Below are 15,217 nucleotides of genomic sequence, written 5' to 3'. Positions count from 1 at the left end.
AAGCCAATATTAATAATTATACATAAATATGTATAATAATACAATAATAATCCTACGCTCGGGGCAACTTTATATAACTCAGGAAAAGACAAATGGGTTGAGTTCAGTACCCAACCCATTATTTGCCCTTTCTACTGCAAAGTCGATATTTTTTCTAAAACTAATATCTTGTTCTATTGAAAATATTATAATTCTAACTGGTCCTCCTGCCTTCGGCCTTGGTGGGAAGATAAAGATTTTGCAAATTTTCATGTTTGATATCCCGGATATGCAAGGTATGGTTCCATTCCTTATTTTTGCGCATGGCAAACCCGATGTACGCGACAGGAATCCAGGTAATGGCAAAAATCGGGTAAAAAAACAGCCACCAGTAAACCTTTGGTTTCACTCTTTCCATCGCCAACCCCAGGCTAAAGTAAAAGAACTGGGCAAAAAAACCTACTACCGCCCACGTGGGGTTTTCCAGCAACATCTCAGGTCCGATAAAGATATTGGTGACCATGCCGAGTCCGGTAAACATCCAAAAAAAAGGCTGAACTAAGTACAGTGCCCCGTCAATCATCGCGAAATTTTTATTATTAATACCTTCCCACAATAGCTTAAACATATAACGCCCGGCTACGTTGCAGTGACCCTGCATCCAGCGTTTGCGCTGGCGCCATGACTGCATCAAGGTAAGCGGCTTCTCATCATAAACCCTGGCGTCGTGCGCCCAGGTGACCTTTAGATTGTTCATCAGCGCTTTTGTCTGGAATTCCAGGTCTTCCGTCAGGGAAGTCATACCCCAGCCGTATTTTTTCAGCACATCAACAGAAAGACACATGCCCGTACCCCCGAGGGCACACGTCAAACCTATATTGTACTTTGCTAATTGCAAGAAACGGTTGGTAATAATGTAACATATATAGATAGCTTTTGTAATCCAGGTATCCTGAGCATTTTTAGTATCCAGATAGCCCTGAATAATCTTTTCGCCCTTTAACAGGTGTGTGTTCATTATCATTAAAAAATCTTTGGAAACCAGGTTGTCCGCATCAAACACAACAACTGCGTCATATTCTATGCCGGAATTAAATATTTTGTTAAAAGCGTATTCAAGCGCATAGCCTTTCCCCTTCTCCACATTGTTAAACCTTTCAATAATCAGAGCGCCTCTTTCAGCCGCTATTTTTGCCGTGTCGTCAATACAGTTGTCCGCCACAACATATATGTCATATAAATCTTTTGGGTAATTTAATTCATGCAGGTTCCTTATTAATTCACCGATAACCCTCTCCTCGTTGTGGGCTGCCACTACTATGGCAAGTCGGGAACTGGGCGGTAATAAACAGTCCTCATGCCTGCGATAAAAGCCGAAAAGCGAAATAACAAAGCAATAAAAAGTAAACACTGTTAAAACTGCTTGGATCGCATAACTAATTACCTCCATAGCCATCCCCTTCACCTGGTAAAAATACTAGCATAAAAACTACACCAGAAGTAAGTTCTGCTAATAAATAAAAAATCCTCCCATGATTTCATGAAAATACCCAAAAACAATAAGAAAAAAATGGTACGGGAAACATTATTTAAGATATACATTTTTATTCCAGCCTTGTTTTTTAGACTATCCAGCATTTGCCGCGCTTATACTTGTCTACGCCATACGGGCCTTACACTGCCTGCATAATCATCCGGGCATACGCCGCATTAGTTTAATACAGTTATATTATTATATGAGAGATATCTGCCAAGAATTCAAAAATTATTTTGTAAATAAATGATTGGTTATTCTTCCTTTTAAACAAACACAAAACATATAAGGTAATTATTCTCATTAGTAGTATATTTATGTTATAATATAAAAACAAAAAAATTTTTGGCGGGTGATATTTTGGACACTGAAAAAACTATTAAGGTCATGAAAAAAATACCTTTCCTTAATGACACGGAAGAGAGATATCTATTCGAACTTGTAAAAAGATTAAAAGTCGTCAGTTTCAAAAAAAATGCAACTATCTTCGAGAAAGGCGATGAGGGAGTATGTATGTACATTGTTTTATCAGGGAAAGTTGACATATATAATCGCGGTTCTAACGGTAATGAAGTAATTCATGAGACATTGACATCTACGGAGATAATTGACGAAATGTCGCTGCTTGATGGTTTTGAGCGTTCCGCTTATGCAAGGGCCGCTGAAGACACAGTGCTTTTCAAACTGGACAGAAATGATTTTTTTGATTTTTTGAGAAAAAACCAGGAAGTGGCCATCAAAGTAATTATTAAAATAAGTGCCAAGCTCCGGCAGATAAATATGAAAAATATGGAATCGTCCGAAGCATTCAACAAGATGTCCAGCATAAGCTTTGATACCCTTGAGAGCCATTATAATCATTATAATATTTCAGAATTATCAATACCTGAAGAAGATATTAAAAAGATGTTGTACCAAAAAGAATATGTCTGCCCAATATGCGAAAATAAAATCACCACATCACACGTCCGGTCCAGTTCTATGCGCATTAAAAAAGTCGATGATGACTTATGCAGCCACTACGAAAATATAAATCCAATTTATTATGAAATAATAGTTTGTCCCCAGTGTGGCTATGCTTTTAACGAAGATACTTACTCAATAAAAATCAATGACCAGCAAAAAGAAGAGATCCTTAAACAGATAGAACCATTATGGAAATATGATAACTTTGATTACAGCGGAACGCGCACTATTGAACAATCAATTCAAGCATATCATCTTTTTGCCCTCTCGATAAAAAATCTTAAAATGAAAAACTCCAAGCGAGGAAATGCTTTCTTAAAAATAGCCTGGTTGTACAGGTTCAAAAACGAGGCAAGTTCAGAATTAAAGTACCTTCATTTTGCCGTAGACCGTTTTAAAGAGGCTTATTCTAAAGAAAATATTCGCGATCCAAAGCTGGAAATGAACATCATTTACCTTCTCGGGGTGCTTAATTTAAAACTAGGCAACAAAAAAGAAGGCGCAAAGTGGTTGGACATTATTTTAAGGCATCCCGCCAGGGAAATGTTACCGGGCATAGTAGAGCGGGCGAGAGACATTTGGCAGGGGATGAAACAGCAGTAATTCAGCAAGCAATACTTAGACATCGCTGCACCTTCTAAAAACGCATACAATTACCGGTTTATCTCAACGATATCCTTGTCGTGCAAATGATAATCCCGGTTGACGGACTGGCCTTCGTAACGGGCTGAGCCCCAAACTCTGACGTTTTTCATCAACTGCGGCAAATCACGGTGGATACTTTCAGCCAAGTCCAATATGTTACTCCCTTTTTTCAAGATAAAGGGAGTTTTCATATCCGGAGCTTTACCAGGCATTTTTGTATAGACGCGGATGACCTTCAGCAGTTCAAAAACCTTAACCCGCATTAATTCCAAGCCAATCCCTGTCTCTGCTGAAACAGGGATTATTTCCAGATCAGCCGGTCCAAGTTCATTCATAATCTGAATATGTTCAGCGCTGCCTTCCACCTCCGCTTTGGTCGCCAGCACCAGACAACGGTCAAGTGGGATAGCGCGCATTCCGGACGATACATCGTCGGCAATAATCTTCTTTTCTTTTAGATAACCATAACAAGTCAGGAGTTGCTCAAGACAATCATCTGAACCTGCGTCGACCAAAATCAGCAAGGCATCGGCGTTACGAAGAGTGCCGGGCAAGCCGTCGGGAACCAATTCTCCCGTGATTGGCGGGGTATCAACCAATTGAATCAATATGTCCTGATAAGCCATCATTCCTGTCATAGGTAAAGTCGTGCTGAAGGGGTATTCGGCTACTTTGGGCCGGGCTCTGGTTACGGCGGCAAGCAAAGAAGATTTGCCGGTGTTTGGGAACCCCAACAATACAACTTGTCCGGCACCTTGCTTCTCTACCCAGAAAGGATCTTTACGCCCTGTTTTAGCCTTTCTTTGTCCTTCTTCCTTAAGCTTGGACAAACGCCTTTTTAAATCTGCCTGCATTTTTTCAGTACCTTTATGCTTTGGTATCACTGCGAGCATTTCTTCTAAAGCGGCAACTTTTTCCGAAACAGTAACGGCTTTTTTAAAATTTTCTTCTGCTTTATAATATAGCGGTGTGAGATTAGCGGGCAAGTTTAATCTCCTCCCAAGAACCAATTTCGTTATATATAATTATAATTTATAACTTCTCCCAAATTCAAGAAAGCAAATCAACATGCAAAATGTTGAGAATCTGCTTTTTTACATAATTTATATAAATAAGGCAAAAACGACTTTTAAAGATACTTATACATTCACATAGGGATGGTTTTTGAGCATGAGAATAATAATTGATGCCGATGCCGCTCCCAGAAAGGTATTGGGAATATGCCGGCAAGCCGCAGCTCAATTTTCGCTGCCTATGATTACCGTAGCGAACTTCAACCACCGGATCGATTCGCAAAACCATATCGTGGTTGGAAACGCTCCTCAAGAGGTTGACATGCAAATAATGAAGCTGGCCCTCAAGGGAGATATTGTAGTCACTCAAGACTGGGGTCTGGCTGCAATGGTTTTGGGTAAGGGAGCCGCTGCATTATCCCCTTCAGGACGTATTTTCGATTCGACCACTATTGACTTTCTGCTGGAAGAAAGGGAACTGAAGGCAAAGTACCGGAGAAGCGGCGGCAGAACTAAAGGGCCGACTAAAAGAACGTCAGATGATGATAAAAACTTTAAAAAAAGTCTTTACATTTTACTAAAAGACCGCAGCCTAAATTAGCAATACTGTAAAAGGCCAGCCGGCGGACATAACAAAAGACCCTTCAGCTGAACGGGTCTTATTGGCTATTAACAACTCTATTACCGCCGTGACAGGCGGCAACCTGTGATCAGTTATCTATGCTTATTACTTGCGTTTATTTTTCTTCTTCTTTTTTCTATTTTTAGTTGTTTGGCTCTGCTCAGTAAGTTGTATTTCTTTAGATGCATTTTCTTTAACATTGTCCTTTTTCCCAATTGCCAGCATTGCTTCATAAAACCCAGACAGATTTTCCCGGGTTAATTTGGGTTCATCTCCGAATGATGCTTTTAAATTTGCCAGAAATAAAGAAATAATGTCACGTACTACTTCACTGCGTTTCTTATCCAGCATCTGGGATATTTCGTCTAAGAGTTTCCAATCATCCTTATCAACGTATAAATTTACCCTCTCTATCATCTCCTGGATTCCCCTTACCTCTACTCACTAACTATGAACAAAATATTACAAACAATTATAATTCCCGGTTTAATTTATTTCAAGATTTTTAATGTGAAAATTTCTACTTTATCACTAATTAACTGATAATATATCCTGTTATCGCTTAATATATGGTACATGGTAATTATTATACAATAATATCACCGACAATATTAATTCTCCTGCCGCAATACCGGCATCTCTTATTATCCAGACCGGTCGCGCCGACAGTATAACCGGTCCTGCTGATTAACTTGTTTCCGCATTCCGGACAGCAGGTATCCTGTTCATCCAACTCCCGGGCGTTCCCTATATAAACGTAGGAAAGCTTCTTGCGGGCTATATCCCCGGCTCTTTTTAATGTTTTCAGCGGCGTTGCAGGCAAATCCATTTCAAAATTCGGGAAATAACGAGAAAAATGGAGCGGTATTTCCCGGTCCAGGGCAGCAATCCAGTCAACCAGCCTTTCGATTTCTTCAGAAGAGTCGTTAAGGCCGGTCACCAGGAGGTTGGTCAACTCAACATGACATTTTTGCGCACAGGCTATCTCGACCGTTCGCAAAACCGGTTCCAGCCTGCCTACGCAATAATTCCGGTAATAATCCCCGGTAAAACCTTTAATGTCAATATTCATAGCGTCAATATACGGAAGAATTTCACGCAGCGGAGTCTCGTTAATATAACCGTTGGTAACCAAAACATTTTTTAACCCCGCCTCGCCGGCTAGCCGGGCTGTATCCAGCACAAACTCGTACCACATAAAAGGTTCAGAATAGGTGTAGGCGATGCCGGCATTCGGGTAGCCCTTCTCTTTTTGCCGCCGGGCCATTTCGACCGCTTGTTCCGGTGTGAGTTCGGCCGTGTCCGGGTCTCCGTGGGCAATGCTCCAATTCTGGCAAAAACCGCAACGCAGATTGCAGCCCACAGTACCAAATGACATTATCAAAGAACCGGGGTAAAAGTGGTACAAGGGCTTTTTCTCAATCGGATCCAGTCCATAAGAAGTTACCTTGCCGTAATTGGCGGCATAAAGCTTACCTTTTCTATTCTCTCTCACCCGGCAGAAACCGGCCTTATCTTCCCGGATGGTGCAAAGCTTCGGACAGAGGCGGCAAGCTGTGAGATTCTGCTCTTTTTTTTCATAGAATAAGGCCTCGCGCACCGGTAAAAACTCCTTCAATTATTTATATCTGATCACTTCAAACCTCTCCAACTGAACCGGCTCATTCGGCCCGATTCCGGCTTTTTGCCGTGCTATGGAAACCTGCTCTTCGACAGTGTCAACCCCTTCAAGATTAGGCAACAGTAAACCGCTCCGCCGTCCGCTCCGAACAATTACCCCATACTTTTCCGGATTAAGTTCATTGAAGCCGCTGACCAGTTCGGTGGGCTGAAGGACATCAACAGAATACTCCAGGTCTGCCAATTCCTCTTGCCTAACCGGCTGGAAACGCGGATCGTTTGTCCCGGCGCTGATGGCATTGGCAACCACTTCTTCGGCTATGCTTGGTCTGGTTGGTTCAATAGTACCGATGCAACCGCGCAGGCTCCCACGTTTTTTAATTGATACAAACACGCCGGCTCTCTTCTTGTATTCCTCCGGCATACACGATACATCCACAGGAGGTTCGCCTTTAACATGTCTTTCCAGTGTTTCCCTGGCGACCTTCACCAGAAAGCTTTCAGCGGCCCGGCGCCGCGCTATTCTTTTTTTTTGCTCATCCTCTAGCCTGGCCAGAACGGACTGCGATTTATTTTCTCCGCGCGGTTCCAAGGAAGCCACCATATAGCCGACTCCGAAAGGCCCTTCGTAAGATAAAATCTCAGATTTGACATCGTAACCGTCCAGCGCCCCCAGCATCATCACAATGGAACGATAGCCGCATTCACCGGCCAGTTGCACCAGGGTTTGCTCCATCTTCAAGACGCCTTCAATATCCGGAACGGATAGCAACCGGACCAACTGTTCGTCAAATTCTTTACCCCGCGGCAGGTAGCCGCCGGGAGCGTCCTTAGTCAATCCGTGAGAGAGGTCCCCACTTGCCACCAAGGCCACTTTTCGACCCAAAGACTCCGCGGCCCGGCGAACCGCGATTCCGAAAAGATAAAGCTTTTCTAACGGCGCAAAGGCCATGGCCACATGGACAAAGGGCAGCTCCACGCCTCCCTTTTGGAGAAAATAGAGGGGCACGGTAACACCATGGTCAAGGCGCAGGTTGAGATCATATCTTTTTTCCATATCCTCATGCAGATCTACAACATCAACACCGATAGCGGCAGCTTGTCTGTTGATACTGCCCGCCAGCAGCTGGTCGTTATTCAGGTTGAACTGCAGTCCCCCGGCTCCGAAACTTGCCAGATCACCTTTTAACGCCGCTACCCGGTTAATTGCAATCACATCCCGAAAAACCGGAGCATGCGGCGATATTATTACGACTGTCTCAGCGCCGCTTCGCTTAATCCGCCTGCCCAGTTCAATAATTGCCCGTTGGGTCGCAGCAACCTTTTCCGCTTCCTCCCGGCCGACCTCCGGCACGGCAATAGGCGGGTGAGGGCATATTCCGCAATATACAACCGACACGATAACATTCTTCCTCCTTTTTATGATGGTTTATTTTTACCACAGGCTAAAACATTCATACAAAAAGACCATTATAAAGAAAGTAGCTCCCCAGACCGATCATAAAAACAGCGCAGGCAGTAAGAACACCTTTGTACACACCGTCGCTTAAAATCTTTCTGCCACCGGCCGCTGCCGCGGCCACCAGGCTGTACCAAGTGAAATCGGACAAAATGTGCCCTGTAAAAAAAACAGCTAGACCAGTGTAACCGCTGTTCATTGACGTAGAAATATAAGCCAGTCCGACAGTCGCCCACCAAATCGTCCAGTAAGGATTAGAAATACTGACCAGCATACCTAATAATACAGCGTGCAGCCTTCTTCTCCCCAAAGAAGGCTCGCTCTCAGCGGATTTACTTTCACTTATCATGCCGGTTACCATACTTCCGTCACTTGCGCTATTTATCTCCCGTTGTTGTATATTAAATTTTAATTTTTTTTTATAGACATCGTTAACTATGCCATAACCCATATAAACCAGGGATGCTCCGCCAACTACAGCGATGATATGCGCTACAACAGGTTGGGTCAAGAAAAACGAGAGTCCGCCAACAAGCGCGAAGACCAGGGCTAATTCCAGAATCCCGTGCCCCACCATTAGAAGAGGACCGGCGACAAAGCCCAAACGGAAGCTCTCTCTAATTGACACAGTCAGTAACGGCCCGGGTGCCATCGCTCCCGAAAAACCAACTATGAAAGCAGTAGTAAATATAGCCGGCAAATCCATCAAGACACCACCAAATCATTTATCTTTATCATTATCTTCTGCCATTATAATCCTTTTCATCAAAAACTTACCCCCTTCACAAAAAGCGCATATAGGCCGATTGATAGAATAGATTGAATAATTGAGCGGGGTTAGTAACATGAATATCAGCTTATTAACCAACTTACTATTTGAATTGTCCAATCGTAATATCAGCAAAGTATCGCCCGCACCTAAAACAGAAGGTGCCGCGAGTGCCCGGGACGCGATGGCTCTTGGCAAGAAAGTGCTTGATGCGCTGGATAACACCCCTCATGCAAGGTATTCCTCGCGAGCTGAAACGAAGCAAACTGTAGAACCAACTGCCAACCAGCCTGCTTTTACTCCCCTGCCCCTGCGCTCCGAGCTTTATCCGGAAGCCAGGTTTTTCGCCAGATTAGACGAGAGAAACGCGTCAGATTCGACCACCGCGAATAAAACCGCCACAGAAATATTTGTCTACATCGACACCGACAACATGGGCCAGATCTGGATTAACCTGTCATGGCGGAATAATTGCTTATCCGTCAGGTATTTTACCGACAGCGAAAGGTCAAGCGAAATCCTGCGGGAAAACTTCTCTCCAATAAGAGACGCTCTAAAAGAAATCGGGTTTCAGGAAGTGTCTCTAACCAGCCAGGCTCGCGCAGGTCTTGGCGGACTTACTAACGAGGTACTTCCCAAGTTTGAAGCTTATTTGCTGAACCAAAAGATTTGAGGTTATTATTTTATGGAAGATTTGCGAAAAGAAATTGCCACAGCGCTGCGCTATGAACCTGGCAAGGATGGTGCGCCAATTGTTGTTGCTGCCGGCAAAGGACTAAAAGCACAAAAGATAAAAGAGATTGCTAAAAAATCGGGAGTACCGGTGTACCGGGACCAATCTTTGGCTAAGACCTTACACGACCTGGGAATTGGGAGAGAGATTCCGCCAGATTTATATGATGCAGCGGCCAAGATCCTGGTTTTCGTTGCCGGCCTGGATCAAAAATCTACTAATATGAATACCGGTACCCAACACAAAACCCGCTAGCGCAAAACAAGTGTTTAATTATAATAAGGTTGTGATTAACTCCGGTAATTTTATTACCTATTTGGTTTGTCTGTCGAAGCCATATCTATACATTCAATGAAATCTCCATTAATTTTTTGTTCCACCAGGCTCATAACACTACCGTTGGGGTAGCTGCCGTCTTCCATCATTTTTCCCGCTGCTACTCCACTTAATAATTCAATGCCTTCTTCAATATCCTTAATTGCATAAACATGGAATTTCCCTTCATTCACAGCATCTATTATTTCTTCCTTCAACATTAAATTTTCAACATTTTGGATAGGTATCACCACACCCTGCTCTCCTGACAAACCTCTTGCCTGACAAATATCAAAGAAACCTTCAATTTTTTCAGTCGCTCCACCAATTGGCTGAATTTCACCGAACTGATTAACTGAACCTGTTACCGCCAAGCTTTGCTTGAGAGGAACACCAGACAAACTGGAAAGAATCGCGTACAGCTCAGCACTGGAAGCACTGTCTCCTTCCACACCGTCATAGAGTTGTTCAAAAGTAATTTGCGCAGTTATTCCGAGCGGTTTTTTCTGAGCAAACTTTCCACCCAAGTATCCGGCCAAAATAAGGATGCCTTTAGAATGAATACTCCCGCTCATCTGAGCCTCGCGCTCGATATTTATAATGCCGCCACGTCCCAGATAAGTCCTCGCGGTAATGCGAACCGGCCTGCCAAATACATAACCGCCAAATTCGCTAACGGCAAGACCATTAACCTGCCCTACCACAGAGTCCTGAGTATCAATCATTATTGTATTACTAATAATTAACTCCTGAATATTTTCTTCTATCCTGCCGGAACGGTATCTTCGCTCTTTTATAGCTTTTTGCACATGACTTGCTCCAACAAAGGAAGAGCCTTCAAATTGAGCTAATGCTGCCGCTTCATAAACAATCTCGATTACTTCATTGAACTTGGTGGAAAGCTTATCCTGATGTCCCGCGAGGTAAGAACCGTACTCGGTCAATTTGCCCAGACCCCTCCAATCAAAATGCTTCAAGTCGCCTTCACGGCAAACGGTACTGACAAATGAAGCATACTTGCGCAAGTTTTCCGGAGTCCGGGGCATTTCCGTGGCAAAATCAACCTTAACTTTAAAAAGTTTCTGGAAGTCTTCATCAATATTATACAGTAGTTGATACAGGTGCGGAGAACCGATGAGGATTACCTTGGCATTAAACGGGATCGGTTCCGGTCTCAAGGTAACGTTAGGAACAAGATGATATTGTTCACCAATATTTTCCACCATGACCTGGCGGTATTTGATTGCTTTTTTCAGCGTGTCCCAGATTAACGGATTACTTAAAACGTCTTTAGCCTGTAAGATAAGGAACCCTCCGTTTGCCCGGTGAATCGCGCCAGGCTTTACCATTGTAAAATCAGTATGTGTAGACAGGACATGGCTGCGGTACTCAACCTTCCCGAAAATATTATAATAACTGGTGCTGGGTTCTGTTACTACGGGAGCGCCCGCATTTTTGTCGTTCGCAACAAAAAGATTAACTTTGTAACGGGTAAACTGATCAGTGTCATCCTGTTGAAATTGCACCGGAACAGACGGCATGGCCGGCTCGGCCACCTGGTTTTTAAAGGAAACAGTGTTTTTCGTTATGTCTCTTAAAACCTCTTTAAGATATTGCACAATTGGCTGAAACGAATCGTATTTTACCAAAAGCCTGTCAACAATGGGACCCGCGGCAGATAAAGCGATTTGCTTTTCCAATTCTTCTATTTTTTCTTTTGCCTGTTTTTCCAGTACCCGGCCATTATGCATAGTATCATCAAACTTTTTTTGCAGCCTCCGCCCTTTTTCCTCTATTTCCCGGCGTTCTTGGACAGGAATGTGATCGAATTCCTCGGGCGGGATAGGCTTGTTATCCTTCAGCGGTATGAAGACAAACCCTCTTTGGGTTTGCTTCATATTAAATTCAGCTTCTCTGGCTTCCTGATTGAGCTCCTGAAAATAATCATCCATCTGTTGCTGAACAGATTGTATAATTAAACTTTTTTGTTGCTCATAATCACCTTCTTCAAAAGCCTTCGGTATGGCAATCCGCAAATCAGACAGCAATTCTTCCATGTCTCTCTGAAACCCATAGCCCTCTCCGGCAGGCAATGAAACAGCCAGAGGGCGGTCCTGATCAGCGAAGTTGCATATATAGCACCAATCGTCCGGCGCGGTTTTACCCGCAGCCACCTGAGACACAACAGCCTGAGTGTATGTACTTTTACCTGTACCCGGAGGTCCGACAACAAAAATATTATAACCCGAGGCACTCATGGCCAAGCCAAATTGCATAGCCCTTACCGCGCGTTCCTGAACGATGAATCCATCAAGCGGCGAAACATCGGCGGTTGTTTTACAAAAATCAAATTCTTCCCGGCTACAAACTCGCCTTAGCTTATCAACCGGCACTTTGAGTTTCTCCAGGCTATCCAAATTACCCCACCCCCTAGCCTTTCTATATCTAATCATGATTCTACAGACAACCATTTACTCCTTCTTTTGCTTTCTTGTATCAATGATACACCCCTCATTTAATAGAGTGACCTGATGCTCAAGCACAGGCATGGTGCCCGAGCAGTTGACAACTTAATTTTGGATGTGCTAAAATGACTGTGCGAAATTAGCGCTATATGCCCGAGTGGCGGAACTGGCAGACGCACAGGACTTAAAATCCTGCGAGCCTCAAAGCTCGTACCGGTTCGATTCCGGTCTCGGGCACCAATAAAATCAAGGTTATTTTAAAGATCTGGCCATTAAATAAAATGGCTGGATCTTTGCATTCGGTGCCCAAATGAGCAAAACACAAAACAAACGAACCGACAAAACGTCTTTTAAATATTCCCCCTACACCCTTATCCTCCCAATCACTCCGCCCGCCATTACTAACAAAAAAACGCCAACGTGTGAGCATCAGTGCCAATCAAAACCCGGATTAGCGCCGGGCTGAATTATTTATTCAATATTTTTTGTTTCTGCTCTTTAAATTTTTCCTCAGTGAGAATACCCTGCTCTTTCAACTTTGCCAGACGCTCAAGTTGGTCAATAACATCATTTGTTAATGAAGTAGATGTATTCTCCGGCATACTAGCATGAGGTGCTCGGGATGTTTGTACCTGGACGGGTTGGGGTAGAGTTTGGTCATGGGGATCACCAAGTTTTCATGAAAATTTTGTCGTATTATGTTTTATGTAGTAATATGTAATTGAGAGAGCTTAAAAAGCATATTCAAAAGTTGAGGTGACAGAAATGTTATTATCAGAAGATAACGTCCTGGATCAATTAGTAGAAATTGCCCCGATCATCCAGGGAATGCTCCCAATGGACTTCATGATCGGAATATCGGACAAGGAGAAATATATTTATTATATCCCAAGTTCCGAAATAGACTTGGGTGACTTGGCCGGAAAACCAGTTCCCGAGGGAGGCGGTATGTATAAAGCCATTACAACGGGAGAAGTTACTGAGGTGGTGTTAGATAAAGAGGTCTATGGCGTATCTTTCAAATCAAGGAGCATACCTCTGAAAGATAAAAAAGGTGATGTAATAGGCGCTATATTCATCGGTCTCGGTTTGAAGGGCAAGGATGAGGCGAACCAAATAGCCCAATTAGTAGTATCTTCAACTCAACAGACCTCAGCTACAATAGAAGAACTTGCTTCGTCCGCCCAGCAACTGGCTAATAGTCAAGACATCCTAAAGATACAGGTTGAAGAAATAATTGCTCAGGTCAAGAAGACTGACACGATTTTAGGGTTTATTAATGAAGTTGCTAACACTTCTAATCTACTAGGTCTTAATGCTGCCATAGAGGCAGCAAGGGCCGGAGAATATGGCAAAGGTTTCTCTGTCGTGGCCGATGAAATTCGTAAGATGTCGGTAAAAAGCGCTCAGAGCGTCAAAGAAATCAAAGATATCCTTGCTACAATAAATAATAATGCAATGACAATGGCTGAAAAAGTTATTGATACAGCCGCTCTAAGCGAAGAACAGGCTGCAGCCACTCAGGAGATTTCCGCAGCCATGCAAGAACTAACCATCTCAGCGGAAAAAATTCAAAAAATTGTAGAATAAACCAATGACCGGAAGCTGCCTCTAGAGGGTCAGCCTACTACCATAAAGGAGAATGTTGCTAGATGACAAAAGTGTATCCTGTAATCCTTACCCCCACCAATTCGGGATATGTTGTAACTTGACATTAATACACAAGGTAAAGACCTGGCAGAAGCAATTTATATGGCTCATGATGCTATTGGCCTTTGGGGAGTATGCGAACAGGATGACGGACGCATATTCCCAGAACCGTCCGCCTATGAACCTCCGCATGAAGCTAATGAGTTTGTTTCGTGGGCGGACATCGACTTTGCGAAATACCGCAAAGCAAACGATTTAACCACTATGGAATCAACGTATCAATTACTAAATATCTAAAAGTCCTTGGTGATGAAGCAGGAGTAAATTTTTCTCAGGTCCTCCAAGAAGGATTAAACCCGCCTCGGAATAGAAAAGCAGCCTTAACCGGGTTGCTTCTATCAAATCAATTTTTATATTTTTTTAGAGGGTATGTTATATATGTTATAATAATATATGGTGATGGAGCTCGCCATATGCGGATCGTTGATGGCTCCTACCGGTAATGGGAGGTTTTTATTTTTTGAACAAAGTAATATTATCCCCGCTACGGGGGGCGATGGAGTTCGCCTGAGCATAAAAAGCTGATGACTCCTACCTTCGGGTGGGGGTTTTTGTTTTTATAGCTCTTATCAAACTTTAATTGCGAATACGAGAGGGGGTGGTGTAACTTTACAGTTTGTTGCAGTCAAAAATTATTTAAGGAGCTGATAATTGATTTCTTATCCTATATGTTATAAATCTTTAAAAATGAAAGGTGAACGAAAATATGGAACATATCTATATGCTGGCTTTCTTTTGGCTTGGATTGGCTGTTTTTTCGGCTATCATCGCCTATCACCTCCGCATTTCAATTGCACTGGTAGAAATATGCGTTGGAGTAATTACAGCTGCTGTAGCTGCTTCCCTCGGTAAGTGAGTATACCGGGTAAAACTGAACAGTTTGACCGCTAAGATTAAACAGTGTCCCCGTTTGAAACTGAACACCGGTTCCGAAGAAGTTGAACACTGGATATGGCCCTTCTGCTAAATTGAATTTATGCATCCAAAAGGTGCAAATAAATTCAAGGAGGGTCATTGATATGACCAGTTACAAAGAGATTCTGCGGCTTCACAGTCTCGGAATCAACAACACCCGTATCGCTTTAGGATGCGGATGCTCGCGAACCACGGTTATTAACGTGCTTCAAAGAGCAAAAGATCAAGGGCTAAGTTGGCAGGTGGCAGCCGACATGTCCGACAAAGAGTTGTCACAACGCCTATTTCCTTCAGAGAGCACTAAGCCAGCGTACAAAATGCCGGATTACGAGTACATCCATCGAGAGATGGCAAAAAGCGGCGTGACGTTAACTCTGTTATGGCTTGAATACTGCGACCAGTGCCGCGAGTCCGGTCAAGTACCGTACAAGTCAACCCAGTTTAACAAATACTACGCTGACTATGTGAAAAG

At 43.3% G+C, this 15,217-nt stretch carries 14 protein-coding genes, 1 tRNA gene, 1 pseudogene and 2 riboswitches; of the genes and pseudogenes, 8 read left to right on the top strand and 8 right to left on the bottom strand.

All coding sequences use genetic code 11. From position 1 onward, the window contains the following. Nucleotides 1–193: 193 nt before the first annotated feature. A complete protein-coding gene (locus tag L9W92_RS11240) occupies nt 194–1,429 on the bottom strand; it encodes a glycosyltransferase family 2 protein (protein ID WP_240083855.1) in 1,236 nt (411 codons plus the stop codon). Nucleotides 1,430–1,873: 444 nt separating this feature from the next. On the opposite strand from L9W92_RS11240, the gene L9W92_RS11235 reads away from it, so the two are divergent. Beyond that, nucleotides 1,874–3,082, top strand: a complete 1,209-nt coding sequence (locus L9W92_RS11235; protein ID WP_240083854.1) for a DUF2225 domain-containing protein — start codon at nt 1,874–1,876, stop codon at nt 3,080–3,082. 50 nt (nt 3,083–3,132) lie between these two features. Here L9W92_RS11235 and L9W92_RS11230 read toward each other — a convergent pair whose 3' ends face one another. Continuing rightward, the gene (locus L9W92_RS11230; protein ID WP_240083853.1) at nt 3,133–4,110 is read right to left on the bottom strand and encodes a GTPase; all 978 of its coding nucleotides are present in this window, start codon (nt 4,108–4,110) and stop codon (nt 3,133–3,135) included. Between the two features lie 184 nt (nt 4,111–4,294). On the opposite strand from L9W92_RS11230, the gene L9W92_RS11225 reads away from it, so the two are divergent. After that, the gene (locus tag L9W92_RS11225; RefSeq protein WP_240083852.1) at nt 4,295–4,738 is read left to right on the top strand and encodes a YaiI/YqxD family protein; all 444 of its coding nucleotides are present in this window, start codon (nt 4,295–4,297) and stop codon (nt 4,736–4,738) included. Between the two features lie 126 nt (nt 4,739–4,864). On the opposite strand, the gene L9W92_RS11220 is transcribed toward L9W92_RS11225, so the two are convergent. The 4 genes from L9W92_RS11220 to L9W92_RS11205 all read right to left on the bottom strand — a co-directional run bounded on the left by L9W92_RS11220 (nt 4,865) and on the right by L9W92_RS11205 (nt 8,544). Then, the gene (locus L9W92_RS11220; RefSeq protein ID WP_240083851.1) at nt 4,865–5,176 is read right to left on the bottom strand and encodes a ribbon-helix-helix domain-containing protein; all 312 of its coding nucleotides are present in this window, start codon (nt 5,174–5,176) and stop codon (nt 4,865–4,867) included. A 169-nt stretch (nt 5,177–5,345) separates the two neighbouring features. Then, entirely contained in the window at nt 5,346–6,359 is a 1,014-nt protein-coding gene (gene amrS, locus L9W92_RS11215) for an AmmeMemoRadiSam system radical SAM enzyme (RefSeq protein ID WP_240083850.1), read from the bottom strand. A gap of 18 nt (nt 6,360–6,377) precedes the next feature. Next, nucleotides 6,378–7,778, bottom strand: a complete 1,401-nt coding sequence (gene amrA / locus L9W92_RS11210; protein WP_240083849.1) for an AmmeMemoRadiSam system protein A — start codon at nt 7,776–7,778, stop codon at nt 6,378–6,380. A 55-nt stretch (nt 7,779–7,833) separates the two neighbouring features. Next, entirely contained in the window at nt 7,834–8,544 is a 711-nt protein-coding gene (locus L9W92_RS11205; RefSeq protein WP_240083848.1) for a LysE family transporter, read from the bottom strand. A 139-nt stretch (nt 8,545–8,683) separates the two neighbouring features. Here L9W92_RS11205 and fliK point away from each other — a divergent pair, with 139 nt between their 5' ends. Next, a complete protein-coding gene (gene fliK / locus L9W92_RS11200) occupies nt 8,684–9,280 on the top strand; it encodes a flagellar hook-length control protein FliK (RefSeq protein ID WP_240083847.1) in 597 nt (198 codons plus the stop codon). A gap of 12 nt (nt 9,281–9,292) precedes the next feature. After that, the gene (locus L9W92_RS11195) at nt 9,293–9,595 is read left to right on the top strand and encodes an EscU/YscU/HrcU family type III secretion system export apparatus switch protein (protein ID WP_240083846.1); all 303 of its coding nucleotides are present in this window, start codon (nt 9,293–9,295) and stop codon (nt 9,593–9,595) included. Between the two features lie 53 nt (nt 9,596–9,648). Here L9W92_RS11195 and L9W92_RS11190 read toward each other — a convergent pair whose 3' ends face one another. Beyond that, on the bottom strand, nt 9,649–12,072 hold the full coding sequence (locus L9W92_RS11190) for a Lon protease family protein (RefSeq protein ID WP_240083845.1): 2,424 nt from the start codon (nt 12,070–12,072) through the stop codon (nt 9,649–9,651). Nucleotides 12,073–12,271: 199 nt separating this feature from the next. Here L9W92_RS11190 and L9W92_RS11185 point away from each other — a divergent pair. Then, nucleotides 12,272–12,360: transfer RNA gene (locus L9W92_RS11185), tRNA-Leu, on the top strand. 227 nt (nt 12,361–12,587) lie between these two features. On the opposite strand, the gene L9W92_RS11180 is transcribed toward L9W92_RS11185, so the two are convergent. Then, nucleotides 12,588–12,722: an SHOCT domain-containing protein gene (locus tag L9W92_RS11180; protein WP_240083844.1), complete on the bottom strand. Its 135-nt coding sequence runs from the start codon at nt 12,720–12,722 to the stop codon at nt 12,588–12,590. Nucleotides 12,723–12,885: 163 nt separating this feature from the next. On the opposite strand from L9W92_RS11180, the gene L9W92_RS18890 reads away from it, so the two are divergent. The 3 genes and pseudogenes from L9W92_RS18890 to L9W92_RS11165 all read left to right on the top strand — a co-directional run. Further along, nucleotides 12,886–13,710, top strand: a complete 825-nt coding sequence (locus L9W92_RS18890; RefSeq protein WP_282442340.1) for a methyl-accepting chemotaxis protein — start codon at nt 12,886–12,888, stop codon at nt 13,708–13,710. 506 nt (nt 13,711–14,216) lie between these two features. Continuing rightward, nucleotides 14,217–14,273, top strand: a riboswitch (Fluoride riboswitch). Between the two features lie 40 nt (nt 14,274–14,313). Beyond that, nucleotides 14,314–14,371: riboswitch (Fluoride riboswitch) on the top strand. 165 nt (nt 14,372–14,536) lie between these two features. Continuing rightward, a complete protein-coding gene (locus L9W92_RS11170; RefSeq protein WP_240083843.1) occupies nt 14,537–14,686 on the top strand; it encodes a hypothetical protein in 150 nt (49 codons plus the stop codon). Nucleotides 14,687–14,849: 163 nt separating this feature from the next. Further along, nucleotides 14,850–15,217 (top strand): annotated as a pseudogene (locus tag L9W92_RS11165) (IS21 family transposase); the annotation flags it as partial.

Origin of the sequence: Pelotomaculum terephthalicicum JT (assembly GCF_022410535.1) — a bacterium.
In the GTDB taxonomy this organism is placed as follows: domain Bacteria; phylum Bacillota; class Desulfotomaculia; order Desulfotomaculales; family Pelotomaculaceae; genus Pelotomaculum_D; species Pelotomaculum_D terephthalicicum.
This window is presented reverse-complemented; position numbering and strand designations above follow the sequence as displayed.

Bases quoted from the DNA above. Each gene is read 5' to 3' on its own strand.
- L9W92_RS11170 (WP_240083843.1), top strand. From the start codon at position 14,537: ATGGAACATATCTATATGCTGGCTTTCTTTTGGCTTGGATTGGCTGTT.
- L9W92_RS11195 (WP_240083846.1), top strand. From the start codon at position 9,293: ATGGAAGATTTGCGAAAAGAAATTGCCACAGCGCTGCGCTATGAACCT.
- fliK (WP_240083847.1), top strand. From the start codon at position 8,684: ATGAATATCAGCTTATTAACCAACTTACTATTTGAATTGTCCAATCGT.
- L9W92_RS18890 (WP_282442340.1), top strand. From the start codon at position 12,886: ATGTTATTATCAGAAGATAACGTCCTGGATCAATTAGTAGAAATTGCC.
- L9W92_RS11225 (WP_240083852.1), top strand. From the start codon at position 4,295: ATGAGAATAATAATTGATGCCGATGCCGCTCCCAGAAAGGTATTGGGA.
- L9W92_RS11240 (WP_240083855.1), bottom strand. From the start codon at position 1,429: ATGGAGGTAATTAGTTATGCGATCCAAGCAGTTTTAACAGTGTTTACT.
- L9W92_RS11220 (WP_240083851.1), bottom strand. From the start codon at position 5,176: ATGATAGAGAGGGTAAATTTATACGTTGATAAGGATGATTGGAAACTC.
- L9W92_RS11205 (WP_240083848.1), bottom strand. From the start codon at position 8,544: ATGGATTTGCCGGCTATATTTACTACTGCTTTCATAGTTGGTTTTTCG.
- L9W92_RS11180 (WP_240083844.1), bottom strand. From the start codon at position 12,722: ATGCCGGAGAATACATCTACTTCATTAACAAATGATGTTATTGACCAA.